Origin of the sequence: Paenibacillus sp. Dod16, assembly GCF_049893405.1 — a bacterium.
Classification (GTDB): Bacteria; Bacillota; Bacilli; order Paenibacillales; family Paenibacillaceae; genus Paenibacillus_AQ.
Window position 1 is genome coordinate 75,448 of record NZ_JBNDYG010000028.1, and the last position, 26,476, is coordinate 101,923.

Sequence of the window (26,476 nt, forward strand, 5' to 3'; positions counted from 1 at the left end):
GGGCCCATATGCTCCTTTCTCTTCAGTAGCTGATGATCCAGATGATGGAACCGATGATCAGCAGCATGGAGACCGTTTGCCGCACGGCCGAGAGCAGCGTGAGGTTGTGTACCCTTTTTTCAAGCATACGGTACACGATGGATCGGATCAGCGGGAGGCTGAACACGGTGCCGCGAACAACTCCAAACGTTGCCCCTGCCAGCAAGCTAAGCCACCATGGAGCCGCGAATAAGGAGACCAGGATATAAGCGTGAAAGAGGACGCCCACCTGCAATGTGATGAAACCCAAGCCCAGAATCTGGCCCCATAATGCCGCCGAACGGTACCCTGCATGCTTGATCCATTCGGAGGGAACGATGAAATTGCCGGATGGAAGAATCCCCGTTTTATGAATGAACTCCAAGCCCAGGAGTATCGCAAACAGCACCACAATAATATAGTTTTGATATAAACCAACAGGGGTTAATTTCAGCACAAAATTGATGCACCCGATCGCCAGTCCGGTCATAGCGCCGCCCAGGGTACAAGATACGATATACACCAGCGCATATTTGGATTTACTGACCTTCGTGCCCTCCAGACTGCCTAACACATTCAGCCCACAGGTGGTGTCGACACTGGCTACCGCGGCACCGACGGCAAATATAAAGAGCAATATCGACAGCAAGTCATGCCACCTCCCCATCATCCCTAAATGAACGCTTCACTCCTTCATCTTATGAGTGACAGCCTGTCGATTATTTACACAAATATCCGATACGCTGGGTATGCCGCTACAAGGCTAACTCATTGAGAATAAAAGAAACCGTCCATGGATAATCTCCAAAGACGGTTTTGATTTATGCAAGCATGCTCGATGATATGGTTATGCGACTTTATGATAATCCGAGATATCAACCTCCAGCGGCATTTCGGCTGCGCGCGCTTTTTGGGCTGCTTTAAAAAATACGATGACCAGTATGACACTGATGACAGCACCCACGATATAAGAAACATTCATGGACTGCCTGAATCCGATCTCCGCGTTCAGAATATACACCGTCGTTGTGTAGAGCATAAACGCACCCGGAATCAGCGCTACCCAGTAATTTTTACGGGCAATGAACAGATACATCGCACTGACAAACAAAGCAATAACCGCGGTGGCCTGATTGGCCCAGGAGAAGTATCTCCAGAGAATGTTGAAATCAATCTGCGTTAAGGCAATGGAAATGACAAACAAAGGAATGGCAATGATAAGGCGCCGCTTCATGCTGAATTGTGGCAGCTTGATATAATCCGCAATGATCATGCGTGCGCTCCGGAATGCGGTATCCCCTGACGTAATCGGCAGCACGATCACGCCCAGCACAGCCAATGTGCCTATAGACCCCTGGAACAAACTCATCGCCGCTGCGGCCCATACCATGGCAATAATCCCCTCGGCAATCATCATGCCATAGAAAATTTTACGTCCCTGCTTTTCGGTCTGTGTAGTCCGGGAAATAATCGGTGTCTGGGTAGCATGGAATCCGGATAAGGCACCGCACGTAATCGTCAGAAACAATAGCGGAAAAATCGGCATATGATCCGGATGCAAATTGGCTAATGTCAATTCCGGTATCGGTACCTGCTGTACAATCAGCATCCCGCCAACACCAAGAGATGCTATGAGTAACAGAGCGCCGAATATCGGATAGAAGCGGCCAATGATTTTATCAATGGGCAGCAGTGTAGCCAGAATGTAATAGCCGAAAATAAACAGGGTGATGATCCACAAACTGACTTTGCCGTTCATCAGATTGTGAAGCAGGCTGGCCGGTGAGGTCACAAAGACGGTACCTACCAAGACCAGCAGCAGAATCGCGAAAGCGTTCACAACATGTTTCATCACTTTGCCCAGAAACTTGCCAGCAAGCTCCGGCAAATGCGCGCCGCGGTTGCGGATGGAGATCATACCCGTCAGGTAATCATGCACAGCCCCGGCAAAAATACACCCCAGCACAATCCAGATAAAAGCAACCGGTCCATAGAGCGCGCCCATAATGGGTCCGAAGATGGGTCCCACACCGGCTATATTAAGGAGCTGAATCAGCGAGTTTTTGTTCGAGCTCATAGGCAGATAATCAACACCATCCTGATTGACATAAGCAGGTGTTGCCCGTTCTTCTTTAACTCCGAACATTTTTTCAATGTATTTTCCATAAGTGAAATATCCAATAACCAGCAGAATGATCGATATGATGAAGGTATACATGCCTTCGCCCCCTTTTCTTGAAATCGCTTACATTGATTATAAGAAATTATCGAGATTAGAGGGCGATTTTGAACTAACATGTCGTCTAGACGCATTAAGATGTTCAAATTTAAGGTTATTATGCACATTAAAGGGCTCTCATGCAGTCTTCATTCACATCATGAGCGTTCCATCCTTAACACATCCCACGTTTAATTAAAGCTCCAAAGCCTCTCGAAATGCTTTGGCATAATTACGGCTTACGGCTAGTTTATCGCTGCACCCCTTCAGCTCAAGCTGGAATGCGCCGTTAAACCAAGGAACCAGGCTTTTGACATAATCAAGATGTACCACATAGCTTTTATGAATCCGGAAGAACGGATACTGCCGAAGCTTCGTTTCCAGCTCCTTGAGTGGCGTTTTAACATGATATTGCTTATCGACTGTGACGATCTTGGAGTATGTATCCTCCCGTGAGATATAAATAATATCTTTCGGGTCTATGAACATAATTTCCCCATCCACATCCAACGACAGCTTGCCTGAAGATTTGGAATGACCGGGTGCTGTCGGGTCTTCCCTTCGTAATGATTGCTCAAGACGCCTTACCGTCTCCGCCAGTCTTTCTTCGTCTATGGGCTTTAACAAATAGTCCAGCGCTTCGAACCGGAAGGCCTCTACACCGAATTGAGGGTACGCCGTGGCAAACACGATTTTTGGAGGGAGCTTCAACTCGTTCAAGGCTCTTGCCGTTTCAAGCCCGTTCATTAAGGGCATTTCAATATCCAGAAATACGGCTTCCGGCTTCAACTGCATGGTCTTTAACACCGCCTGTTCCCCGGAATCCGCTTCTCCAACGATCTCGAGTGTAGGATGCTGCTTCAGTAAATAGATCAGTTCTTCACGGCTGTACCGTTCATCATCCACGATGAGTGTTCGGATGCGTTCGATCATGTGTAAGAAATCCCTGCCTTCATGAGTAGAGTTATACGTTAGCGGCTGCGGGAATCTGGAATTGAATTTCAGTCCCGACCGCTTCATCACTTTGGATGTTTAATGATGCATGGGGCCCATACATCAAGGCCAATCTTCTGTTCACGTTATACACAGCCATTCCCGTACCCGATGAAGAATCGAGCATTTGGCGCCCCAATAACCGAAGCCGTTCCGGCGTAATCCCCGTTCCGTTGTCCTTGATCGTAACGAATACACCGTTAGCCGGATCACCCTGAATACGGATAAGTATGACACAATCGTCTGTTTTGTTCCTGAAACCGTGGCGTATGCTGTTCTCTATTAATGGCTGCAAGGTCAGCGGCGGTACAAGCGCCTGCAGCGCGGAATCCTCTACTTCATATTGAATTTGCAGCTTATCCTCGAATCTGGTTTGTTCAATGCTCATATAAGATCGTATATGCTGCAGTTCATCCTGAAGCGTGGCCTTCTCGGTGGTTGCGGCGGTCAAATTCTGGCGGATATAGTCCGATAGACTCCGCAGCAGCTTTCTTGCTTTCTCCGCATCAATCCGTGTTAGAGAGAGTATCGTGTTTAATGCATTAAACAAAAAGTGCGGATGAATTTGTGCTTGAAGCGTCTTGATCTCAGCTTCTCTGGCAAGTTCCTTGGTTTCCTCCAATTGAGCAGCCTCCAACTGGTAGCTTAACAGCATCGTAAGACCTGACATCAATTCTGTTGTAACGTGGGTAATATCCTTCGGACTTCGAAAATAGAACTTTAGTGTGCCCACGGTCTGACCGCCCTGTTTCAAAGGTCCGATGACAGCGGCTCCCAGCGGACAATCCGGCTTCTGGCACTGAATATGCGCCCGATCCGCGATCAGCTGCTCCCCTTGTTCAATGACCCGGCGCGTCACTTCCGTCTGCAGCGGACGACCTGCCGCATGATGATCATCCCCCGTTCCGACATGGGCCAGAATCATCCGATCATTCGTAATCGCAATCGCACTGGCATTGACTTCCTCGTAAAGAATCTGGCATACCGCTTCCGCGGATTGCGCATTCATCCCCTGACGCATATACCCAATGGTTCTGCGGGCAATCCGAAGAGAAGCTTGTGCCTGCTGAGCCGCTACCTTCTCCTCTTCATTCAATACGGATCGGATAATGAGCAGAAACAATGCACAACCGATTCCGTTTGCAACAATCATTGGTACTCCAATATAACCGACCAAGGACATCGCTTGTTCGAATGGTCTGGACAAAAGCAGGATGATCAGCATCTGAAGGGACTCTGCCAATGCCCCCATTAGAAGCGCAGCTGAGAAACGAACCTGCTCATTCTTTTTATGAAACAGGCTGGCCAGAAGACCTGCAAGTATGGTCGCGAGCCCACAGGCCAAACTCGTAAACCCACCTAATGTAAAACGGTGAAGCCCTGCAATCAGTCCTGCACCAAGCCCGATTCTGTAGCCTCCGAACAATCCGGCCATAACAACACCGACAACCCTTGAATTCGCAATCGCTTCGTCTCCGGAAACTTGCATCATCCATTTGTTGACTTCAAGGGATTCGGTGTTCACCGTAATTCCGGTATACGTCCCGATAATCCCTAAAATCCCGAAGACCAATATTGCCTGAATCTGTTGTACTGACGTCAGCTTGTCCTGACTTATCATCGATCGGAAGAACCTCAACCGGGTTACGATAAATGCAATCGTCACAATAATTCCAATCCGCTCGGTCATTGTAATCAGCAGTTCAAACATGGCGTCACCCCGCAATCTGACTTTGAATCACTAAATCGTCACGAATAGATTCCTTAAGAAGTTTACCGTAAACCTGGCAATACATACTAAATTATCATGGCAGAGGCTCAAAAAACAACAAAAAACCTCCCGCTTCAATTCGTTCTAAAGCGGAGGTTGTTAAACTCCATACCATCCTATTCGTTTGAGCGTCTCTCGTTTATATGGATATCACCTGAAGACCGGCTTTCTCCATTCCATGTAAATACGATCGCTGAACCCTTTTTCCTCTGCATTTATCTCGGATTTGCGTTCAATCTCCACGAATCCTAATTTCTGATATAACGATAGCGCGACCTGGTTGCTGTCGGTCACTTCCAGAACATAACGCTTGTATGGCAGCTCCTCTTTGACATGCTTTATTAAAGCGGTGGAAACGCCTTTGCCGCGTGCTTTCGTAGTAGTTGCCACACATTCGATATAACCCGTTTCCTCATCATAAGGCAGTGCCGGGTTAAATTCGTTCTTCATGACGTTATATGCAAGCTCCCCTGTCTTATCTCCAAAAGCCTCCTGAAGCGGAGCTAACTCGACCGGCATGGCCCGCTGCCTATGATGGGAACAGGCTAAAATCCCGATAATGACGCCCTGGACCTCAGCCACATAAAACACCTCAGGACTGAACAGACTCCGGAAGGCTTTCTTTAACGTGCTTCGATCCTCGGTGAAATAGGACAGTTCGTTATAATACCCATCAACAAACACTTCCGCCACTTCCTCGCGAACGTCTCGTTCATAATCTGCCATTCTTCTAATCGTAATGGAGTACATCATGTTCTCCTCCTGTCAAAAATGTAATCTGCGCTTCATATCCTTTCGGAATCCCTTATCTGCAATCAGACACATCCCGCCGAACGTTAATAAGGCATATACGGCCGTCGCAACGGCTGTCCATAATACGTGCGACATGCCGACGGCATATAGTAATAAGGGCACAAACCCAAGCAAGATCAGGGTTAACAAGTAATCTGCGAACTCACGCCAGCGCATTTTTCTGGTGCAGCATATAACGGTAATCAGAAGGGTTGCCGCCATCATCAGGAACGGAATGACGTAACCGGTCGACCAGTAATTCGTACCCGCTGCCACGTTAAGCCATAGCAGCATGCCGGACAGCCCGAGCAGTTGTACGACGATTTTGCCGCCGAGGTGCGACTTGGACATCAAGGTATGTCTGATGAACAGCCATGCATAGAGCATGCAGGGCATGAGGTACAGACTCCACCATACTTCGTGATCTCCCAGAATATTTATAAGTAAAGATAAACCGATGACAGACACTGCAATGAAGGTAAGCCACTTGGATAACAGACTGCTCGCACGCTGCTCCTCTACAGCCTCATAGATGGGGTACCAGGAATTCCCTGTTGATGGTGCATCGCCCTTACCATGTAAATTTCTCCGGCATAAGGGACATGCTGCGTGCGCCGGGTCTACGGATACCCCACAGCTCTCGCATCTCATGCGCCCATCCCCCAATCATTGCTGATAATCCTTATATCCAACCCGCTTAGGCTGGCAAGCTGGCGAAAAAAGTGCCTGATCACATCGCTCTCGACGATATTCCTGGCAAAGGTGATGGTAAGCTGGTCATTGATCGAACTGACGGCACAGTTCATTGGACTCTTGGCNNNNCGTGGTTTCCATTGATTCGATATGCGCAGCCATACTCGCTGGGATATCGACTCGGCCCAGATTGGTAAGCGTAAGCGTTTTGGCTTCTTCACCGTAATGGTCGAACCCATAACGAATCGCCAGATCCTTCAATTTCAGCGGCGTGAATCGGGATAATAGGTTTTTCTCGTATTTCATGCTGCCGGCCATCGCTTGGGTTAGATTAGACTTCGTCGTTTTCTCTTTCATCTGTGCATGCACGATACCTTGTACCTCATCCAATGTCATGCCTTCCTTCATCTGTACGCCAATGTTAATGACCGCAAAAAAGTTGCGCAGGCTGCTCGAAGGAAATATTTTACGCAGGTTCACCGGCATGCTGATCACAATCGGCCGGTTATCGTTGTTGAAGGGCAACGTCGTCTCATAAACCGCCATAATCAAAATCGCTGTCAGGTAAGCGGTGAGCGTTACTCCCTTCTGCTTGGCCGCCCCATTCAGCCGCGAGGCGTGAATCATGCCGTGGATGACGTTGTGTCCATACGGCGAGAATCGGGTACCGGGAATTTGCAGGGCCTCCGGCATTCTGGAATCGGCCGTGGCCGATGTATAATGAGCTTTAAAGCTGTCCTGTGCCTCGGCATAGCGAGCAAATGAAGCTGGCGGCAAAATCAGACCTTCCTTGTCCTCTACGTTTTCGCCGAGCAGATATAAATACTGGAACACCAAGGTTTTGAGAAACTCCAGTGCCCCACCCCCGTCTGTTAGCGCATGAAAAATCTCCACGCTAATCTTGTTGCCATGATATAAAACCCTCACCAAGCTTCCGCCCTCAGTCGAGAGAGCTGCAGGTGCACAAGGATAGGTGGATTCCGGTTCCACCATCAAACGCGTCTCCTTCTCCCGCAGAAATTTCCAGAACAGGCCATTTCTAAGCTCGACGTTTAATAGCGGGAATCTCTTCATTACGCTATCGAGCGCCTGCTGCAACACCGATGGCTCCACATCACTTGTCAGCATCATGGACAACCGGTAGGTTGATGAATTCTCCCTTCCTGCAACGGCGGGAAACAGCTTCCCGGCGTGGTCAAGTTTATACCATTCTTCCATCTGTTGCTCTCCTCATTTCTATTAGAACTCCCACTCAGCTGCAATTAACAGGTTTACCTTATGTACGTAGCAATGCCACTTTCACTCAAGCTTCAACCGCAGCCGATACCAAGATGGCATGCCCCTCTTCATGTAAAGGCCGCTTATCCGCCATTGAAAATCGCTTCATCAGCGATGAGCGGGTATGTATTAACATCATGGGAACGAGTAATTCCGTTCTTCGATCAATCCGGTTCTTGCCATCCGGGTGCATCACGGATAACAGCATTCGCAGATAGGACGTGGTCAGCTTCTGGAACAAGTCCGGTTTCATCGCTTGATGCTCAAAACCAAGACCGTGCGTTAATCCACGGTGCAGCAAAGTAATCCCAACCAATGCGCTGACCTCGCTGAACTCGGACCGATCTTCATATGCACGGCTAATCTGCAGCATGGACTTTCTTGCAAGTCTTGCTATTTTCAAAGCCGCACGATCCGGCCCTTCCGATCGGATTAATTTGAGAATCGTTTCATTGTCCAAATGCAGCTCGCCTACCAAATCTCCATTCTGAATGACCGTTGAGTCCTCGCAGACGATGCGCTCTCCTCGATGCTTCTTAATCATGACTGTGCATATGCCAAATCGCGAGATATGCGAGCTGCGGAACCTGGAAATGAAGCTGAAGATACGTTCCCACATCATCCAGGAGCTTTGCATGACGGTTTTAAGTAATTTTCGCAGCAGATGGAACACCTCACTATTTTTTAGTTTGAAAATGTCATTCCATGATTCTCCAAGAGTCATCCGTTAATTTCATCATAAAGAAGATCTGCACAAGTTCACACCGTCTCAGGTACAGAGTTGCTCTCGGTCTCAAGACGGAGATGCGGGTCAAAACAGTTGCTGGCTAGTGACTTTGTATGCAAATCAAAACAACCTTTGGTCTGCACCAAAGGTTGTTCTGCCTTAACGCTTATATCATCAACTCATTAGCCTCTCTCTGTCCCAGAGTGCTCCGCTTTCCCTATCAATCCATAATAAAACAAGCGATCGATATCACGAAGCATGGTAGGACTCGCTTGTGTAATGAATCCCGGTCGTGCCAGCGCCTCCTTAAACACTTGAATATAAAACAATGCCGCATCTATCGAAATTTCTGGATCAATAAAACCCTCCTGCTTGCCTTGCTCAATCAATTTCACAAAAAAGGGAATCGTTCTCTCCTTGTAAAATGCCTCGATATACTCTTGAACAGACGGTTCATTGCTGATTTGAATAAAATCCGAGTTAATCTGATCCATGCTATTCATTCGTCCCCTCAGCAACAACTCCAATTTCTCCTGAAAAGGGATGGGCTTATCGAGCAGCTGCTCATACTCGTTCATGATATTACTCATATAATCGATATACGTCATCCGGATAAGCTCTTCCTTGCTGCCAAAATAATTATATATGGAGACGGGGGACACGCGGGCGTGTTTGGAGATTTCTGCAATGCTTGTCTTTTCAGCTCCGTATTTCCTGATCAAATCGAAAGTTGCCTTCATAATCTGTTCTTTTTTCTTCACTGTGCGGAGTTGATAACCGTTCATATACTCACCTCTCGGATAAAACTATACGGAATGTTTTGTAATAATGCAATTCATATATTTCAAAAATATCTTGATCATTTCTTCTTGAAGGAATATTATGAAATATATGAGTGATTTTATTACAAATCATACAAAGGAAGTGTGATTATGAACCGTATTCCTGGACCCGACTCCGCCCTTGGCTGGAGGATCAATATGTTTCATTTCATCCGCAGTCCGTTCGCATTTCAGCAAACATTATTTGAACAGTATGGTAAGCTCGCTGCCCTGGGGAAAAGCCACAAGCCTTCATCTGTCTTTGCGTTTGGACCCGATCTGAACCGTCAAATCCTATCCAATCCGAACTTTTTCGAGATGAGCACGGCTCTTGTCAAAATACCCAAAGACACCGTAATGGGGGATTTATTCTATCATAATCTTCTATTGATGAGCGGCGAAAAGCACAAACAGCACCGTCGCCTGATACAGCCCGCCTTTCTGCATGGGCAAATTGAAAAATACGGTCAGGACATGGCATCCATAACGGAACTATTGGCAGACGAATGGAGAGGACGTACCCGGATTGACATCAACACCGAAATGAAAAAGTTAACGCAGCGCATCGCCCTTAAGACATTATTCGGTGTTCATCATACTGAAAAGATGGACTCCATGGGGATGCTGATCAATCGGTTTACGAAGTCTTTTTTGCTTACCACCCTCGCTCCCATTAATCTTCCCTTCACACCATATCGTCGATCTCTTCGTATTGCACAACAGCTTAATACTCAAATTCGGTCCATGATCCATGAGAAGCGGCAGGAGTCAGATGCAACGGATGTGCTAGCCGCACTAATTAGAGGACATGATGAGGATGATTTTGCATTATCGGATGAGGAATTAGTCGGGCATGCATTCTCAATCTATACAGCTGGTCATGAAACCACTGCAAATGCGTTGACTTGGACATTTTTTCTGCTGATACAGCACCCGGACATTTATGCGAACGTAATGGAGGAATTAAACGCCGTGATGAGTGGAAACCATCCGACTCGGGAGGAACTGAGCCGACTCTCACTGCTGGACCATGTGGTTAAAGAGAGTCTTCGTTTACTTCCTCCAGCAAGCATCGGCACCCGCATTACGGCTGCGCCTTGTGAGTTGAATGGTTATGCCCTTCCGGCGGGAACGAATATCTTTTTTAGCCAATTCATTACCCATCGTCTCCCGGAGCTTTACGAGAGTCCGAATCAATTCAAACCGCATCGATGGGAGACCATTAAACCTTCCGCATACGAATTCTTACCATTCAGCGCAGGGCCTCATATGTGTATAGGCTGGTACTTCGCCATGCAAGAACTTAAGATTGTCCTTGCTGTTCTTCTTCAACGATATCAATTTTCATTAGTCCATAATGCCAAAATCACACCGAATCTGATGATGCGACCCGTTCACGGCATGCCTCTACGTATAACTTTGAAGAACGGCAAATTTGAACGGGTTGACGTACGTGGTACCATTCATCGGCTTATCGAATATGGAGTAGATCCTGCTCCCCTTCAAAAATAATAACCTGCCACGTCTCTGACATCGGTTCTAATCGATTTTTTTCGTAATATTAAAAAGTAAGCGCTTCATATTGACGCAAAATGCTTGCTCACAGGATAAGCAAGCCATTGTAACTGCCGTAGAGTCCATTAGGTTTACATCATACTGACAAGGATGTGACTACAAAAATGCTTTCACATTTACGTAGGTGCGGGCTTTTGTTGCTGGCGGCAGTTCTGATTTCTACAATCTGTATCCCGCCTCCCCACGTTAAGGCAGCAGCGTTAATTACTATTGATTCTCATCAGGACGGACAAACGCTTCAACCGGGTGTGGCTGAGTTATCCGGAACCTACTCCGGCGTGTATGAACTTCAGCTCATCGTTAACGGTGCATTTGTGACGGATGTTCAGATGGATGACCCGAATGGCGATGACAGTGGATCTTGGTCCTACAAACTGGATACAAGTCAGTTGGACGGTCCCGTCGAAATGGTCCTTAAAGGAAATGATGCGGTTACGCGTTATGGTATCTGGTCCCCTTGGATTCACCTTAATATCGATAATCCTGCAGCTCATATCCCGGAAGTGCAGATTACCAGCCCAAGCGAGCATACGTTGCAGCGCAACAAAATGGATATTCACATATCTGCAGCGGGTAAAAATCCGATAGCCCAAGTTGAGCTCCGCATCAACGGAGGCGATTGGCTGCAGGTCTCCCCTGCCAAAAACGGATATAAATATACATTCGATTCGCGTCAATCCCCTCACCAGGTTCACAGCCTGGAGGCAAGAGCAACCGATTCTTACGGCAATACAGGCTATAGCCTTACGGTCTATGCAAGAACAGGGGGGATGCCTCCGGCTAACCAAGGCAAACATCCCCCGACGGTTACGGATGCTGTCTATATGGATCTTGCCAACTCAACTCCCGTTAACGTAATAAATGATGTATACGATCCCTCCGCGACGAATCCTGAAACGGTGACCAGCAACGCCTATGACCCGGACCCGCTGCCGGATCAGGATCGTGCGATCTGGATCTGGGAAAATGCTTCCTACCCACTAGTACTGAATCCAAATTCCCGAGCGACCCTCTCTTCCATGGCAAAGGATACAACCACCTTTAATCAACGTCCGATTACAACGCTTTATTTGGCTGTAGGGCAATATGACGGAGCAAAAATGCTGGAGGATCATCGAAGTGAGGTTCAACAATTCATCGAGTGGGCTCACTCTCAAGGTTTCTATGTTCAAGCGTTGATCGCCGGCGGCACCTCCCCACCTTACTTCGGAGCCTATAGTCGGTATCAGACTCAAGCCGTAAGAGAATTTGAGCAAATCTTGAATTACAATTTGGCTTCCGGCGAAACGGCTCGCTTTGATGGCGTGAACCTGGATACCGAACCGTATATCCTGCCGGATTTCAAAACAGCAAAGCCTTCTGTTCAGATTCAGTACCTGGATATGCTGCAGCTTCTGATGGAACGTAAACAGGCATCGGGCCTTACCTTGTCCGTCGGCGCGGCAATTCCAAGATGGTATGATACTTCTGCTGACGCCAGCAATATCTCATGGAACGGAAAGACGAAATGGCTGTCTGAGCATATTCAGGACACGGCCGATTATATCTCGATCATGAATTACCGCGATCAAGCCGATGGCAGCGCCGGCATTATCGCACAAGCGCTAAACGAGCTGGCTTATGCAAATACGATCGGCAAACCGAAGTCGGTTGTGATCGGAGTCGAGACGAAGGACATCGCCGATGGCGGGGATCCGGAAACCATCAGCTTCCATGAAGAAGGTCGAACTTATATGGAGCAGGAGTTAAACAAGGTTTATGATGCTTTTCTGAACGATTCAGCGTATGGAGGCATTGCTCTCCATCACTACTCCTCGATCGTTGATTTTCCAAGCGAATGGGGACCTGGCGGCTACGCATGGCAGCCTCCTGCTGACCATGAACCGCCAAGCACAGTCAGTGGAGCAACAGCGGCCACGTTTGATTTTCAACGCATAAATATTACTTACAATATGGCGATGGACAACACCGCAGTGAATGCGTATCGGATCTACCGGAGTACCAATGCCGACTTTGAGATCGGACCCGCTACTTACGCCGGAATCTCTAAAGGACTTTCCTTCAAAGATACCGGTCTGCTGCCGAACACCACCTATTATTATAAAATCACGGCGGTCGATATCAGCGGCAATGAAGGAGCTCCCAGCGCGGGTGCCTCAGCAACAACAGCGCCATCCACAATGAAACCGATGGTCATTGATCAGATGACCATCACCTATTCTGCCGGTATCGCCAGAGTAACCATGCAGATGGTCGATAAGGAAACAAGGCTGCCTGTTTCAGCCAAAATCAGCGGACGGTTCACCCATATGGCAGGCAAATATGTTAATGCCGCGACAACTGCGGACGGCGTGTTCCAATCGCAGTCTGAGCTCATCTCCGTATCCAGAGGCGAGATCGGCTTCCTGCCACGGCGCATCATGGCCGACTCCTATTACTGGGCCAGTGCTTATGACCAACTCCCGTACCCGACGGTGATATGGGAGCCTTGAGACTCAGATATGCAGCGATTCAGAATACAGCAACACGTATGCAGATCATGCCTCCGAGATCCCTGTTGCCCCCAGATTTCTTAAGATCCTATGACAAGGTTGAAATCAGGGGACAAAGGGGACCGCTTTGCTTCTACAGCATGATTCCGCCTTCTCCGTTGGAGAAAGGAAACCAGACAAAAACCTCTCTTGATAATGAAGGTGTATACCGCCACATATCAAAGAGAGGTTTTCTTGTTTTATAAAAAATCTACTTAAGTTGTACAAATATCATTCATGTTAAGGCAGCGTGTTCAAGAATGGTTTCACTGTTTTGGCAAGCGTGTAATTCGTGGTCGTATCCCAGTTAATGGACCAAGTCATCGCTCCCCGTATATCGGGGTATTTAGCAACCGGTTTATAACTTCCACAGCTGTTTCCGGTTGCCAGACAATTTAGGGCATTATTTACGACGGTTGGCGAAACATATCCGCCTCCAGCTGCTGCTGAGGTAGCAGGCACTCCTAATCCCAATTGGGAAGGTGATACCCACTGCAGCGTTAAGTCCGAAAGTGCCGTCAGGAAATCAACCGTGCCTTGGGAATAGCATTTACCGTCACGGCCTAGCATGCATCCAGAATTATAATACTGGACGTTAATTACCGTTGTTATATCCTTCAGATTGTTATAAAGCTGCATATAGGAGGTATTTGGATTCTGCATGTCTATCGTTTGGGGAGCCATCGTCAGAACAAAATCATTTCCTACTTTTTGCTTCAGTTGGCGGATCGCATTGGTTAAATTAGGAACATTCATGCCATGCTCCAGATCGATGTCTATCCCATCAAGCCCAAATTGAGTGATGATGCCGTACATGCTGTTCACAAAGTTCGTTACATTCGGGGATGGATTATTCAAATTAATGTTCCCCAATTCCCCTCCAATGGATATGATGACCTTCTTGCCTTGAGCGCGTTTGGCCTGAATATCCGCGATCAGTTCGGCATTCGTGTACCCGCCAAGGGCTGCGGATAGCGCAGAATCTACAGTGAAAGTGACACCACCAGGGTTAGCAGGATCCATCTCGGCAAACGCTAACACAATGATGTCGTACTGATCAGGTATATCTCTCACTTTTAACTTGCTCGCACCATTAACAAAGTTCTGCCAGTACCCTGTCAATATATGCTTCGTCGGCTGGGGACCTCCTGTTCCCTCTGAAGTGGTTGCATTCACGATCGCACTGGCAGGCGAAAGGTTTCCGGCAGCATCCTTAGCAATGACCTTAAAAGAATATGTCGTGTTCGGTGAAAGACCCGTTATTGTCGCTGTCGTACCGGCAACAGAAACGGCAATGGATGTGCCTTGGTATACATCATATCCTGTCACGCCTACATTGTCCGTAGATGCCTGCCAGGATAAAGTAACGCTTGAAGAAGTGACTGCGCTTACAATTACATTCGTAGGCGTTGTCGGGGCTGCAGTATCATTACCTCCACCACCTTGAACAAACTGCCACAATGCAGGCACATTGGGCGGTTCCCATCCGGGTAATGAGGTATGAGCTTGAATAGCCTTATATGCTTTCCCATCGTACGTTACGTTGTCGTTAACGGCATAAGATACATTGGGTGCCCAAGCACCCCGGTCTGCTGCAGACACCTCAAGTGGAAAAAAGTTCAACACCAAAGACACGACAACCAATAAAGGCAACATCATCACTCTCGATTTGTCCAGCACTCTAAATAAACCCTTTTTCATCCATTAATCCCTCCTCAAAAAATAAATTGATCATTCAGCTTCAGCCTAACTTGCGTAAGACGACATCACCTCCCTTATGAAATCTTCTTGTTAATTCTTTAAATCCAGATCGATGTATTTCACTTACTCAATTATGATTCATTTACATATTTCGTAAGTTGATTTATATGTAAAAAATTTACTTTATATGTTAATTATTATCAATAGCTCGGAAGGATCAATCTGTGTATGTAAGAAGATTTTCAAACAAGATATGCCTAAGACTAGGCAACACAAAAACAACCGTCCTCCTTGTAATGTGTTCAGGAGAACGGCCGCTTTGATCATTGTATGTAATGTTGTACTGACCCAACTCCTCGAGAAGCTGCACTACGCATGCGATCATGCTTCCGCCTTCTCCGTTGGGGTTTGTAAAGCATGTGCCACGCGCCAGCATTTGGTCTATTCGCCATTAGGTAAACACCCAGCTCGTGAGTTGAGTTCACAGTGTAATGCATGCCTTACGATTTATTTTCAAATTTTCAATATCCGCATCAACAAAATATCGCCCCTTTACCCCGCCGATCACTTTTTTCAGCTCGCCCAGTACCCGCTTCTCTTCCTCTGGATCGGTCCACCAATTGTCCCGTCTCCCAAGAGAGCGATGGTCCGGACACCATACATACTCATACCAAGGGGGCATAAAGGTCCTGAGCATCAGTTGGCATCGGCGCATATGTCCAGGTGCACTGACGAGCAAGAGTCGATGGATTCGTTGTAACCCCAATGCCCGATCAAGCACGGTTAGGGAGGCCATAATGTTTTCCTTCGTATGGTTGGACATCGTTTCAATAAAAATGGATTCTGGCAGAATGCCCATTTTTATGGCTTCATCCCGCATCATAACCGCCTCGGGCTGCTCCCACTCGCCAAATCGATCTCCACCCGTGAATAATAGATACGGGGCGCGTCCGGCTGTGTATAATTCAACCGCTTTCCATACCCGGTCCAGGTTTTTTCCGCCAAACACAAAGATACAATCACCAGACTGCGTACCATCATCAACTTCCGTTTCCGCTCCGAACACCACCGTTGTGATCTGTTCTCTCGTCAATATCTCTGGATTCATCTGTGAGATCAGCAATAAAGAACCCTCCCGTTGTCTCATGTTCATCAAAACCCAAGTAATGCCTGGCGACTTCATATCGATAAAACTGCAATAGCTTTGCAGCGTCTGGAGTCCTCCATGTGAACGGCAGCCGCATCCGTTAGGAAACTCTATACTTAATCTTTAATCTACAGGTTTAACACGCTTTGCCATGATAATATCCGGTTTTCCTATTCCGTTCGCATCTGGTATAACACCGACGATTGCAAAACCTAACTTTCTATAAAAGTTCGCTGGATGATCTAAACTTTCAAAATTGGATAGGTGTGCCGGAGTATCATGATACAAATTCACGTTAGATAGACTGGTTTGATTATACTCATCATCCGTACCCAATATGATGGTTATACCTCCACGTTGGTAGACCTGACGTTCAAAATCGATTACTAATAGCTTGCCAAGACCTCGTATTCTACTATCTTTTCTAATAACTAACGGATGAAGTTCCCACACATTACCGTCATACTGGCTTCTACCTCCAATCCACCCGATAACTTCATCATCGCCATTAACTAATACTCTACTAATAGAATCATCACTAATTGATTCGAAAACTTCACGTATGGCAGATTCTATTGAGGGCCATGCCTCAAAACTCTCATGCAGTAATCTCGCTGTTTGATTTATCTTATCAGTATCCTTTTCTAACAAATCCATTATGATCAATGTAAGTACTCACATCCTTCTTTAAATTTTATAAATACATCTCATTCCATAGTATTATTCAAAAAAGACCAATCACACGATCGTCCCATACCTGTACTTCTATATATCGTTCTGGTCCTTGATTCCCGTCTTTATTCCATTCTTGCGGCCAACCATATTCGTCTACCAATCGGAGAATTTCGTTCTTTAAGTAGACCTTCCCTCTGTAAGGCTTGTCGTCTTTAAAGCGCATCGTGGGAAATAAGTCACCATAAGTAAAACTAATCATCTCGGGATCAACATCATCGAGGGGAATCTTAACTTCCCTCCCGCTCTGATACCACTGCTTAATCCATTCGCAAGGGCCAAGTGTCTCTCTGGCACGCGATTCTAATCCGCGTCGGATTACGATATAATCATCCCCGCGTTGACTCGCAAACATATTCTTATTTTGTTGGAGTCTTCTCTGTACTTGCTTCGCTTCTTCGATAGATAGTGCAGATAGATTTCGAAAGGGACCGGTTGCTGCATCATAATAATGATATAAGAATAATTCCACGGCTTCTTCCTTTCCTCGATTACAGCGATATTATTTCGCTCGTAGATTTAAAACCCACTTATGTTTCTCCGAAGTCTCCGAGGCTTCAAATATCAGCCCGTCCATGGTCAACTTACCCTGATTCCATTTTAATCTGGATACTTGTACTTGTTGATCTGTTGACTGCAAATTTATAGAATGATCTGGAATCTCCATCTCAATCTCAACATCATTTATTATTCTGACCTTGGATTTATGAGAAGAAATGACAGGAAGTCCACTTCCATAAATCATGTAGAGACCATATTTTTGATTGTTTTCTTCATAAAAATACACCCCCGTCCCCCTTGCCTCCCACTCCCGATTTTCAATAGCCGTCCATATGACATATTCATTCTTCATCCATTGATTAACATGAAATAATAAAAACACGGAAAGGACGACAACAAGGATAAGTAATAATTGTTTTTTCATGAGCTACTCCACATTATTAAATAGGAAACTTCTCTCGTATATCACGACTTGTGATTTAACGATTTTCACTCGCGATTCTCTTCTTATCACCCTCGATGTAGTCATATACTTTTAAAATCTCATCTTCGTAGTTCTCTTTAATTTCAAAATACGGGACATCTGATGCTACACACTTTTCACGGAATGCATCATGCTCCAGTATGTAATCAGTAATGGTTCTTTCTTCAGGATAGGTACGTGTTTCGATTGCATTGCGATGTTGAATGATGTTGGATTGGAAGTTTTGCTGGATGTAGGTGGTTGAGAAACCCAAGAATACCGGTATGATGTGCGCTGAGTAGGATGGCTCGATATCTTGAAGATGGTGAGGCAGGATGTAGCAGCCTTCAATGATTAGATTCTGGTTATTCTCTATGTTCGTCTTGATAATCTCTTTGAGGATCGGCCATAATTTTTCACCGATAAACTCTGATGAATCCAGGGGGGTGAAACCGCAGTTCATATCCGCTCTGTATAAGCCCATTTTCAAATGATCGATCGAAAGATATGGAACGTGATACCTCTCGAGCAATTGTTGAGCCATATAAGTCTTACCCGTGCAGCTGTTCCTGCTGATTAATATGATCATATTCGTTATAGTTCTCCTTTAAAGGCATTGGCATTGACTCGTTAGGCAAAAATCAGCTCTTTTTTTATACTTCTCTTTTTTATTCGTTCTATAGAACAAGCTGATATGGGTTGCTTGAAATTCTTGTACTGAGTTAACATACGACTCCATTTCCTTCTTCATTTCAATGATGGAGTCAGAAACTACGGATTTTCGAGCAATCGTGATATGCGGTTTGTATAGTTCTAACTCAAAACATCTCATGAGTTGTTCCTGATTGGGGTTAAATATGGATACGAGTCTCTTATGTAGTTCTATTAATTCATGGGAACTCACTTCTAAATAAAGAACATCCATATTCCCGAAATAACTCGGGTCTCCTACCCGTATTGGGAATTCGCCAAATTCCGAAATCACCTTTTGACACGGCGGTAGCCACCCTATATCTTCCGTGAGTCCACATGATGCTTTTACCGTAATGTGGGGTCCGGAACTTTGATGACCATTATACTTGTCTCTTAATCTCATAATTTTACCGTAAATATCCATAGGTGGGACAATTCCGAAGTAATACTCCAATAGAAGGGCACCTCGCTTTTTAGCTATTGGGGTCCAAGATGATATTATTGCAAATGGTAATATCCTCTACAAAATATACTATTCTTAGGTTTAATAAGAATTAAAAAAGAATTTATGATATCAGACGATGATATGATCGTGTTAAACCAACAAATGTATAACATGAGTGATCTCATAAATCCACTCATATAAAGTGAAGTCATAGCTGGAACTATAGACAACATGATAAGGGGAAGACTCATGAATAACCAAAACCTCTTTTTAGATAGGGGAGCATTTGTATTGAGCCAAAAAAATATGCCGCTAAAAGTCAAACTTATATCACCAAGCCTATAAATAACTATAATGTGAAAGAACTCGTGTATCATGAATATACAAGCACTAAATAGGATTAATGTTATATAAAATCCAACACTACTGCTACTGATATTTACTTGATTGGTTGCCGTGATCAATTGTGAGATTATATCTTGGCCAAGAACAAGGCCAGGTGCTAATGCAATACTTATCATTAACAAATATACAAATTTCATATAATGTGTTCGGAACCAAGAATTTCGAATAAAAGGAACCCATGAAGAAAAATCAATATCTGTTGCAGGAAGGTTTTTAAACCATAAAATCATGTGTTACATTCCCCCTTGTCCAATCCAACCGTGATGTCAGCGTGCAGGATTATGACGTGTATAAAAAAATGCGGTGGCACAAGCGTATTTAACGAATACATCCTATACCTTTACCAGCTTAACCCCGAATACCACATATAATTTCACAGTAATGGCCAAGAGACAGCAGGGATATTTCTAAGCTGCGTGAATGCAGTTGTTAAATCCCCCTATAGTCTGTTGGCATTATTAAATCTATGTATTCCAAATCCCTTAAAATCTGAAGAAACTATTGATTCCCTAATTGGACATAAATTGGGTGTAAACCTTAATTCAATTCCCTTGCTTAAAAGTCTCTCAACCAGTCTATCAACCTTCACTATCCCCACTGGCTTTACGGTTTGATAGGAAATATAATAGCCTGCAGTTTTATCAAAAACTTCAAACCCCTCGTCTTCAAATTGGTACTTGTACAACGTTTGTTGATTGATTCTTGCGTACCAACCATCTTCTACAGTTACGATTATGTCAGCCAACGTGTTGTTAAAAAACAACTCATTGTTTCTCTCACTGATATCCTCTGTTCTTCTACATACAATTCGCGGACAATCCCTTGGGAAGTAATATGAGAATTCATGTTCCGCATCTATTGCCCACACCACTGCCGGAAAGTCCGGTCGGTTCTGTTTTTCTCGTGGGATGAAGATTTCAATATCAGCCTCTTCGCTAAAATGAAAAAGCATTCATGCACCTCATTTTATATATGTATTTCAGTAATTTCGTATACTTTAATCACTTACTAAACGCGTCACAGTTTCACTGACTCAGGTCTTCAGGCAATCCACCTAGGTACATCTCCGTAGCATTCGAATAGGTTTCTAGTGTTTGAATAATGACTGGATGGGGCTGTGCGTAATTAATCTTATAATCCTTCTCACCATATTCTTCCCTAACAGGAAAGGCTAATCTCTCCTTATCTATTGAAAACTGCGCATTAATGCCTTCCTTATTTCCTCTTGCGTCTAAACGTATCCACCTGTCATGCTCCCTCAAATACACTGTATTCAAAGCATGCAAACAGTACCCATCCTCGGGTTTATCGAATAGGGTTAACCTTTGATAACAAATGCCTGAAGGTATACCCATTCCTCGCAGTATTCCTGTTAATAAATGAGATTTGGCATAGCATATTCCATGTCTTTTGTTCAATACTTCAGAGGCCTTCCTTGTTACTTCTTCGTTTTTAATATCAAAAGAATGATCAATCTGATCGCGCACAAATTCAAATGCTGCCTGTATTCTTTTATTTTCAGTTTCTTCTGTAAAAGATAAAATCACAGCTTGTATTTGAGCATCAAAATAATCAATATACTCAGATGCCTGTAAATAGGCTTCCAATGATGATAGCTGCTTCATAATTTCTCCCCCTAGTCGTTATAACAGCAATTTCCAGCCTAACTTCTTTCGTATTCACGACGTTCAAGAAGCTCACACTTCGTATCGGCAGGTATCCTTTTTATTACAGATATTTTTTGAATGCTCTACTTGAATTACCGTCATATCCCAACCTATCGTAAAATACATGAGCCTCAGTCCTTGAACTTCCACTTGTAAGAAATATCTTTAAACAGTTCTTCTCGGCGCACAAACCTTCAATATATTTCATTAATTCTGAACCATATCCCTTTCCTTGTTGTGCTCTTGAAATAATAACTCTTTCTACAACACCAAACGGCCTGGACCCCACTAATGCGTCCAAGCAAAGATGCAAATGAGCAGTTCCCACAATCTTTTGCTCTAGTTCGTAGACGAATAAGAAGCTATTCGGATTATTTTGTACTTCACTTATTCTTTCATTTGACACATATATTTCTGTGTTGCTAGGTAATAACTCCTTATATAATTCCTCAATTTGTTCTGCATCTTTTGGTTCCGCTGCTCGAATCATTGTTTTTCTCCTTTCCTTTCTTATGCCGATTTCATATAACGTTTCCATGTTTACGACGTCAACCCAACTTTAAGCGAACGTAAGTGAGCGGCCGTGATGGGTTAGGTGGTGCGGGCGTGTCCGCTCAGATTATCTTGAAGCGGACCAAGAGGTGAACCTTGTGTTATGTGTAGCCAGTAACCTCATTAAACTCTCCACACATTGCTCTTAACAGTTTTATTTAGGATTAGTCTAACAACTTCTTCTGTTCCTATATGGTCCGTTTCAATATGTTCTAGAAATCTGCTATCCCTAAATGCAAGTAAACCAGCTTCTGTATGTGTCTGATACCACGTTCCAAATTGGTCACCACGCTCTTCAATTCGCTTTTTGATTGTGTCTTCAGACGCAATGAGACAAAAATGAAAAACGTCTTGATCAAAGCTTTTAAATCCATTTAATATGTATTCGAAATGATCAGCTTTATAAATCGTCATCGGAACAATAAGATGTTTCTTATACTTATTCATCAATTCATGAGCTGTATTAACAGTGAGGATTCTCCATAATTCCAGATCCTGAAAATCATCAGTTCGTTCTTCTTCACATCTTGTTTCTTCGTTAATGATTTTTCTTAACATGTATCCGATTTCTTCAGGATCATAAATCATGCTATTTGAGATTAAGGATTGAAGCATGTTAGCTGCCGAAGTCTTGCCAGAGCCGAATGTACCATTAATCATGATAATCACATAATCACCCCCATAGGTATGGATTTATATCTACGAATGATAAGTTGCTAGCTGCTACCCCTTCTACCCCAAAAACCTATTAATCTTCATTTTAATACCATCCGGTCTTTGTCTCTCCATGTTTATAAATTCTTACTACATCCGGGTCGTAATTAACTGGAGTATCTGAAAAACAAAACCATATTGGAGCTTTTGATGTTGGAAGTATAGTCGCATCTCTTACTGCCTGACCCTTGTATTGGATTTTTAAATTTTCAATATCCCTATCATTTATTACACCAAACGTTAGCGAAACAAGTTCATCATTTCCTGATATCTCAGTTGGTAAGTTTGTGAATGCTCTTGTAAGGATATGCTCGGTTTCATTAAAATGTTTACTACCAAACCCATAAATCCACTGATATTTTGATCTTTTCTTGGTTGCTATGCCGACCGACAAAATATCTTCTTCACCGTAAAAAACAATGCTGTATCCTCTATTCTCAGTAATATAATATATTTCATCATAAACAATGTTTGAATTAATCATCGCTTCTTCTATTGATGCGTAGTCATTTGGTCTATCCTTTTGAAAAAGAAATATCAATGCTATCAATAAAATAAGAATTATAAATATACTTACCTTAATCTTCAGATCGTTCACCTCTTTATGGCGTACACAACTTCTCGGAGATCTATAATCCAACTAAGTACCCACTCGACTAGTCATAATGTAATCAAAATTTTCTTGTAGTTAATCGGAATCTTTGAAGCTGTTAAGTTGTGGGATGATATACACTCATGGTCTTCCGGGAATAGATTGTATTTACCTGATTCTGTTTCCAGACCAGTAGCCCCCTAGCGGTCAAAGCTCGGCCCTCAGCCGAGACCAGCGTGAATATTACGTTATCGGAAGTCTATGTCCTCATTGAAATTTCAACACATTCCTTTACTGTTCTTTCAAGAATATCAATGACTTCTTCAAATTCAAGAATTTCCAACTCTTGTTCTTTCGCCTCATCTTTCATTGCAAAGTCATTTTCTATATCCTTTACTAATTCTGGCAGGTATCTATAATCAATCTCTTCTATCTCGATGGACTTGACTTCCATCGGTCTATATTCAATGGAATAATAATCAATCAATTTTCCATTGAGTCTCCAAAAATCTCTATAATACTTTAACTGCGCTTCTTTTTTATCCGGTTGAGGCAACCACTTTATTTTCTTGTAATAAATTTCTTCAACCCATATAACATCAGATATTAAATGAAAAAAGTAACCTAGATAAAATGGTTCTCTCATATATCTCAGATATTTCTCATGAAATCCCAAATAATCGGCAAATATTTGTCCTTCATTATTGGTCCTTACGAAATGAGAAATAGTTTTAGGGGTTTTCATATTTTTATTCACATCAGGAGCAATGCCACCTAAGAAAAATTGATCATCATCAATCTTTAATTCTTTAGCAAGACGGGCAGAAATACAATAATGCATGATTCTAGATCCCATGTTATTCTCCTTTGCATAGAGTTCTCATAACGTTCTTGTATGTAATCGAATGTCACATTCATATGCTACTCTCAAAATCATTTCCTTATTACTCTTTACTACAATCAGTTTTTCTTAGGTGATAAAAAGATAATTACATCTGCTTCTTCAAAGCTTCGTCCCGCCCACTTGCGATATACCCCTTCAATAATCCACTATTCTTTATTTAAGGTTTTCAAATACCCAAAATACTCTTTCCAGGTTCACTTCTTTTTCCAATTGTGTTATCATAATTTACAAAGAAGCCGAGTGCGGGAACACTCGGCTGAACAATTGGCTTGGATGGTTTATTCCCTTCTAAGCGATCAGAATAAAGACCCACCTTCGGCGCTAACCTTGGGGTGGGTTTTTACTTTCTCTTGTTGTTCGAATTGATGTATGTTAAAAGTGCAAGGATAAACGATCCAAACAGAAACATGATCGTCAACGCATCTTTAATTTCCATGGCTTCACCTCCTTTCGAAGGGAAACCATGCCCACCCAAGATTCAATTGTCTTTCCTTATTATACCATCATCTACTAATGAGATGAAGAACGATTGTTCGGTTTTTTTACTCAATCTTACATCCGTTGATTTCATCTAACGTTGTAAGTATTCACGAACCCGAAAGGCTTAAAGGAGCGAATGCGACTATTGTGCGGCATGAATTTCCGATAACTCCATATCCACGAACTTCGCAAATCCCCATCGCAATGAGAATCCACGAAGTTCATAGACACTACTGAGCTCACTCCATTTACCGAAACTCTAGATTCCCACCATCACATTCCCGCCACACACTGGAATATATGCCCCGGTAATAAACGACGACAAGTCCGAAGCCAGGAATGCCACGGCATTGGCAATCTCCTGGTCCGTTCCGCGGCGCTTCAATGGAACGGAGGCCTCATAGGAGGCGCTGTGCTCGGTTCCGTTCTCCCGATCGCGGTCGCTGATCGTCCAGCCCGGCGCGACCTGGTTGACGGTGATCCCGTGCTCGCCGATCTCTTTGGCGAGCACGCGGTAGACACCGTCCATGCCGCGTTTTCCCGCAACATAAGCCGATTGGCTCGGGAAGTTTTGGATCGAACATTCGGTATTGATCCCGATGAACCGGCCCCCTTGACGCTCGATCATAGCAGGAACAAAAGCTTTCGCCAGGTAGACGCTTTGCATGACACAGGATTGGAACTGACTCTCATAATCTTTCGGCGCTTGCTCCAAGACGGATGTCCATTGATAGGATTCGACGGCATTGGCAACAATGATATGGGGCAGCACGCCGAAGTGTGCATGCACCGCATCCCGCATGGCATTCACGGAAGCTTGATCCGTCACATCGGCTTGCACCGGGAAAGCCCGACTTCCCATCGACTCTACTTCGCGCTGAAGCTCTTCTGCCTTGGCTTGGCTCCCCCGGTAATGGATAACCACATCCGCGCCGCATTCCGCCAAGGTTCTGACCATGACACGCCCTAATTGGCCTGCGGCTCCTGTAATTAACGCAATTTTATCCGTCAAATCCATCTTCATTGCTCATTCGCTCCTCTACCTTTGACTGGTTATTTTCGCCTATCATACCATAATCACCTACCGCCAGACATGACAAAAAAAGACCAGAATCGAACTCCTGGTCCTCTGCCTAAACCTATCATAATCTATCTAATCCACGGATCACGGATCCTCTTCTAAACTTGCCAACCTAAACCTTAAGGTTCAAAACCCTTCTGGCTCACAAACAACTGCTCCTCCGGAAACTCCCGGCTAAATCGATCGTAGACCGTTCGATAAGCAGCGGGGTCGTACCATTCCTGCTCCCCAAGCTCCTCGTACAGAGCCTGAACAGGCAGTCTTTTCGTACGTTTCCCGCCACTGCCATCCCCCATGAAATAATCGTCGATGCACACGCGATGAACGAGCGGCCGCAGGATCTGCGGGAAAGCCTCCGTGCTCGGAAGCACGGGGGCAATAGCTGCCTGAGCGGGAATCCCCGCGTCCCTCAGCAGCTCGAGGGTTTTCAGTCTCGCTTGGATCGGCGGCGCTGACGGCGTAAAATGCTTGCGTATCTCCTCGCGGTCCGTCTCGACCGTCATGCTTACCCGCACGCGTTCTCCTAACTGCTGCAGCAGATCAACATCCCGCCGGACCAACGGACTGCGCGTCTGTACGAGCAGAAAATCCGGCGGTTCGCTGACCATCACCTCAAGCAATGCGCGTGTCACTTCTTCCTTGGCCTCAACCGGCTGGTAAGGATCGGTGCTGGAAGACATGAAAATCGTGACAGGTCCCTTGGACTTGGCACGCTTCAGTTCTTTTCGGAGGATAGCAGCAGATTCAACCTTAACGTCAACCCAGCTTCCCCATTCCTGATTGCGGAATATCGATACCGGCATTTGCCGGACATAGCAATAAGAACAAGCGAAGGTGCAGCCCGTATACGGATTCAAGGTATGGCTGTATCCATTCAGGAATCCCGTTCCTTTATTGAGCAGGGTCTTCGGCGTTTTGTAGAGCACTTCTTGTTTCACCTGGGACACCCCATTCCTACACTTTCTTCTATTATACTATTTCT

At 44.7% G+C, this 26,476-nt stretch carries 28 protein-coding genes; 3 read left to right on the plus strand and 25 right to left on the minus strand.

Features of this window, described 5'->3' with window-relative positions; all coding sequences use genetic code 11:
• Positions 1 to 22: 22 nt before the first annotated feature.
• From ACPV3A_RS19840 to ACPV3A_RS19875, 8 genes are all read right to left on the minus strand, one after another.
• The gene (locus ACPV3A_RS19840; protein WP_426200722.1) at positions 23 to 667 is read right to left on the minus strand and encodes a hypothetical protein; all 645 of its coding nucleotides are present in this window, start codon (positions 665 to 667) and stop codon (positions 23 to 25) included.
• A 198-nt stretch (positions 668 to 865) separates the two neighbouring features.
• Entirely contained in the window at positions 866 to 2,236 is a 1,371-nt protein-coding gene (locus tag ACPV3A_RS19845; protein ID WP_426200724.1) for a carbon starvation CstA family protein, read from the minus strand.
• 195 nt (positions 2,237 to 2,431) lie between these two features.
• A complete protein-coding gene (locus tag ACPV3A_RS19850) occupies positions 2,432 to 3,169 on the minus strand; it encodes a LytR/AlgR family response regulator transcription factor (protein ID WP_426200726.1) in 738 nt (245 codons plus the stop codon).
• Positions 3,170 to 3,200: 31 nt separating this feature from the next.
• Positions 3,201 to 4,940, minus strand: a complete 1,740-nt coding sequence (locus ACPV3A_RS19855) for a LytS/YhcK type 5TM receptor domain-containing protein (protein WP_426200728.1) — start codon at positions 4,938 to 4,940, stop codon at positions 3,201 to 3,203.
• Between the two features lie 210 nt (positions 4,941 to 5,150).
• Complete coding sequence (locus ACPV3A_RS19860; RefSeq protein ID WP_339294188.1) at positions 5,151 to 5,753, minus strand: GNAT family N-acetyltransferase; 603 nt, start codon at positions 5,751 to 5,753, stop codon at positions 5,151 to 5,153.
• A 12-nt stretch (positions 5,754 to 5,765) separates the two neighbouring features.
• Positions 5,766 to 6,443, minus strand: coding sequence for a DUF6320 domain-containing protein (locus ACPV3A_RS19865; RefSeq protein WP_426200731.1), 678 nt, complete (start codon positions 6,441 to 6,443; stop codon positions 5,766 to 5,768).
• A 1,345-nt stretch (positions 6,444 to 7,788) separates the two neighbouring features.
• A complete protein-coding gene (locus tag ACPV3A_RS19870; protein ID WP_426200733.1) occupies positions 7,789 to 8,487 on the minus strand; it encodes a YkoP family protein in 699 nt (232 codons plus the stop codon).
• A 185-nt stretch (positions 8,488 to 8,672) separates the two neighbouring features.
• Positions 8,673 to 9,275, minus strand: coding sequence for a TetR/AcrR family transcriptional regulator (locus ACPV3A_RS19875; protein ID WP_194543276.1), 603 nt, complete (start codon positions 9,273 to 9,275; stop codon positions 8,673 to 8,675).
• Between the two features lie 147 nt (positions 9,276 to 9,422).
• Between ACPV3A_RS19875 and ACPV3A_RS19880 the strand changes: the two genes are divergently transcribed.
• Together ACPV3A_RS19880 and ACPV3A_RS19885 are read left to right on the plus strand one after the other, a co-directional pair.
• Positions 9,423 to 10,823, plus strand: coding sequence for a cytochrome P450 (locus tag ACPV3A_RS19880; RefSeq protein WP_426200735.1), 1,401 nt, complete (start codon positions 9,423 to 9,425; stop codon positions 10,821 to 10,823).
• 200 nt (positions 10,824 to 11,023) lie between these two features.
• Positions 11,024 to 13,378, plus strand: coding sequence for an Ig-like domain-containing protein (locus ACPV3A_RS19885; protein ID WP_426200737.1), 2,355 nt, complete (start codon positions 11,024 to 11,026; stop codon positions 13,376 to 13,378).
• A gap of 279 nt (positions 13,379 to 13,657) precedes the next feature.
• On the opposite strand, the gene ACPV3A_RS19890 is transcribed toward ACPV3A_RS19885, so the two are convergent.
• The 8 genes from ACPV3A_RS19890 to ACPV3A_RS19925 form a co-directional block, all read right to left on the minus strand.
• The gene (locus ACPV3A_RS19890; protein ID WP_426200740.1) at positions 13,658 to 15,118 is read right to left on the minus strand and encodes a chitinase; all 1,461 of its coding nucleotides are present in this window, start codon (positions 15,116 to 15,118) and stop codon (positions 13,658 to 13,660) included.
• Positions 15,119 to 15,599: 481 nt separating this feature from the next.
• Entirely contained in the window at positions 15,600 to 16,241 is a 642-nt protein-coding gene (locus ACPV3A_RS19895; RefSeq protein ID WP_426200742.1) for a YdcF family protein, read from the minus strand.
• Between the two features lie 147 nt (positions 16,242 to 16,388).
• Positions 16,389 to 16,922 carry a GNAT family N-acetyltransferase gene (locus tag ACPV3A_RS19900; protein WP_426200892.1) on the minus strand — a complete coding sequence of 178 codons (534 nt, stop codon included), beginning with the start codon at positions 16,920 to 16,922 and terminating at the stop codon, positions 16,389 to 16,391.
• A gap of 67 nt (positions 16,923 to 16,989) precedes the next feature.
• Positions 16,990 to 17,469 (minus strand): hypothetical protein, encoded by a 480-nt coding sequence (locus ACPV3A_RS19905; RefSeq protein ID WP_426200744.1) that lies wholly within the window; start codon positions 17,467 to 17,469, stop codon positions 16,990 to 16,992.
• 30 nt (positions 17,470 to 17,499) lie between these two features.
• Positions 17,500 to 17,922, minus strand: coding sequence for a hypothetical protein (locus ACPV3A_RS19910; protein ID WP_426200746.1), 423 nt, complete (start codon positions 17,920 to 17,922; stop codon positions 17,500 to 17,502).
• A 55-nt stretch (positions 17,923 to 17,977) separates the two neighbouring features.
• Entirely contained in the window at positions 17,978 to 18,505 is a 528-nt protein-coding gene (locus ACPV3A_RS19915) for a 2-phosphoglycerate kinase (RefSeq protein WP_426200748.1), read from the minus strand.
• Between the two features lie 63 nt (positions 18,506 to 18,568).
• Positions 18,569 to 19,078 (minus strand): 2'-5' RNA ligase family protein, encoded by a 510-nt coding sequence (locus ACPV3A_RS19920; RefSeq protein ID WP_426200894.1) that lies wholly within the window; start codon positions 19,076 to 19,078, stop codon positions 18,569 to 18,571.
• Between the two features lie 74 nt (positions 19,079 to 19,152).
• A complete protein-coding gene (locus ACPV3A_RS19925) occupies positions 19,153 to 19,734 on the minus strand; it encodes a DUF3267 domain-containing protein (RefSeq protein ID WP_426200750.1) in 582 nt (193 codons plus the stop codon).
• A gap of 73 nt (positions 19,735 to 19,807) precedes the next feature.
• Here ACPV3A_RS19925 and ACPV3A_RS19930 point away from each other — a divergent pair, with 73 nt between their 5' ends.
• Entirely contained in the window at positions 19,808 to 19,915 is a 108-nt protein-coding gene (locus ACPV3A_RS19930) for a fibronectin type III domain-containing protein (protein ID WP_426200752.1), read from the plus strand.
• A gap of 28 nt (positions 19,916 to 19,943) precedes the next feature.
• Here the strand turns inward: ACPV3A_RS19930 and ACPV3A_RS19935 are convergent, their stop codons facing one another.
• From ACPV3A_RS19935 to ACPV3A_RS19975, 9 genes are all read right to left on the minus strand, one after another.
• Positions 19,944 to 20,456 (minus strand): DUF6886 family protein, encoded by a 513-nt coding sequence (locus ACPV3A_RS19935; RefSeq protein ID WP_426200754.1) that lies wholly within the window; start codon positions 20,454 to 20,456, stop codon positions 19,944 to 19,946.
• 73 nt (positions 20,457 to 20,529) lie between these two features.
• On the minus strand, positions 20,530 to 21,129 hold the full coding sequence (locus ACPV3A_RS19940; RefSeq protein WP_426200756.1) for a transglutaminase-like domain-containing protein: 600 nt from the start codon (positions 21,127 to 21,129) through the stop codon (positions 20,530 to 20,532).
• Positions 21,130 to 21,232: 103 nt separating this feature from the next.
• Entirely contained in the window at positions 21,233 to 21,709 is a 477-nt protein-coding gene (locus ACPV3A_RS19945) for a GNAT family N-acetyltransferase (RefSeq protein ID WP_426200758.1), read from the minus strand.
• 137 nt (positions 21,710 to 21,846) lie between these two features.
• On the minus strand, positions 21,847 to 22,383 hold the full coding sequence (locus ACPV3A_RS19950; RefSeq protein WP_259445698.1) for an AAA family ATPase: 537 nt from the start codon (positions 22,381 to 22,383) through the stop codon (positions 21,847 to 21,849).
• A 100-nt stretch (positions 22,384 to 22,483) separates the two neighbouring features.
• The gene (locus ACPV3A_RS19955; RefSeq protein ID WP_426200760.1) at positions 22,484 to 23,077 is read right to left on the minus strand and encodes a hypothetical protein; all 594 of its coding nucleotides are present in this window, start codon (positions 23,075 to 23,077) and stop codon (positions 22,484 to 22,486) included.
• Positions 23,078 to 23,288: 211 nt separating this feature from the next.
• A complete protein-coding gene (locus tag ACPV3A_RS19960) occupies positions 23,289 to 23,885 on the minus strand; it encodes a hypothetical protein (RefSeq protein WP_194543288.1) in 597 nt (198 codons plus the stop codon).
• Between the two features lie 388 nt (positions 23,886 to 24,273).
• The gene (locus ACPV3A_RS19965) at positions 24,274 to 24,369 is read right to left on the minus strand and encodes a putative holin-like toxin (protein ID WP_220091170.1); all 96 of its coding nucleotides are present in this window, start codon (positions 24,367 to 24,369) and stop codon (positions 24,274 to 24,276) included.
• A 303-nt stretch (positions 24,370 to 24,672) separates the two neighbouring features.
• Positions 24,673 to 25,437 carry an SDR family NAD(P)-dependent oxidoreductase gene (locus ACPV3A_RS19970; RefSeq protein WP_426200763.1) on the minus strand — a complete coding sequence of 255 codons (765 nt, stop codon included), beginning with the start codon at positions 25,435 to 25,437 and terminating at the stop codon, positions 24,673 to 24,675.
• 176 nt (positions 25,438 to 25,613) lie between these two features.
• Positions 25,614 to 26,432 carry an SPL family radical SAM protein gene (locus ACPV3A_RS19975; RefSeq protein WP_339294200.1) on the minus strand — a complete coding sequence of 273 codons (819 nt, stop codon included), beginning with the start codon at positions 26,430 to 26,432 and terminating at the stop codon, positions 25,614 to 25,616.
• Positions 26,433 to 26,476: the final 44 nt, after the last annotated feature.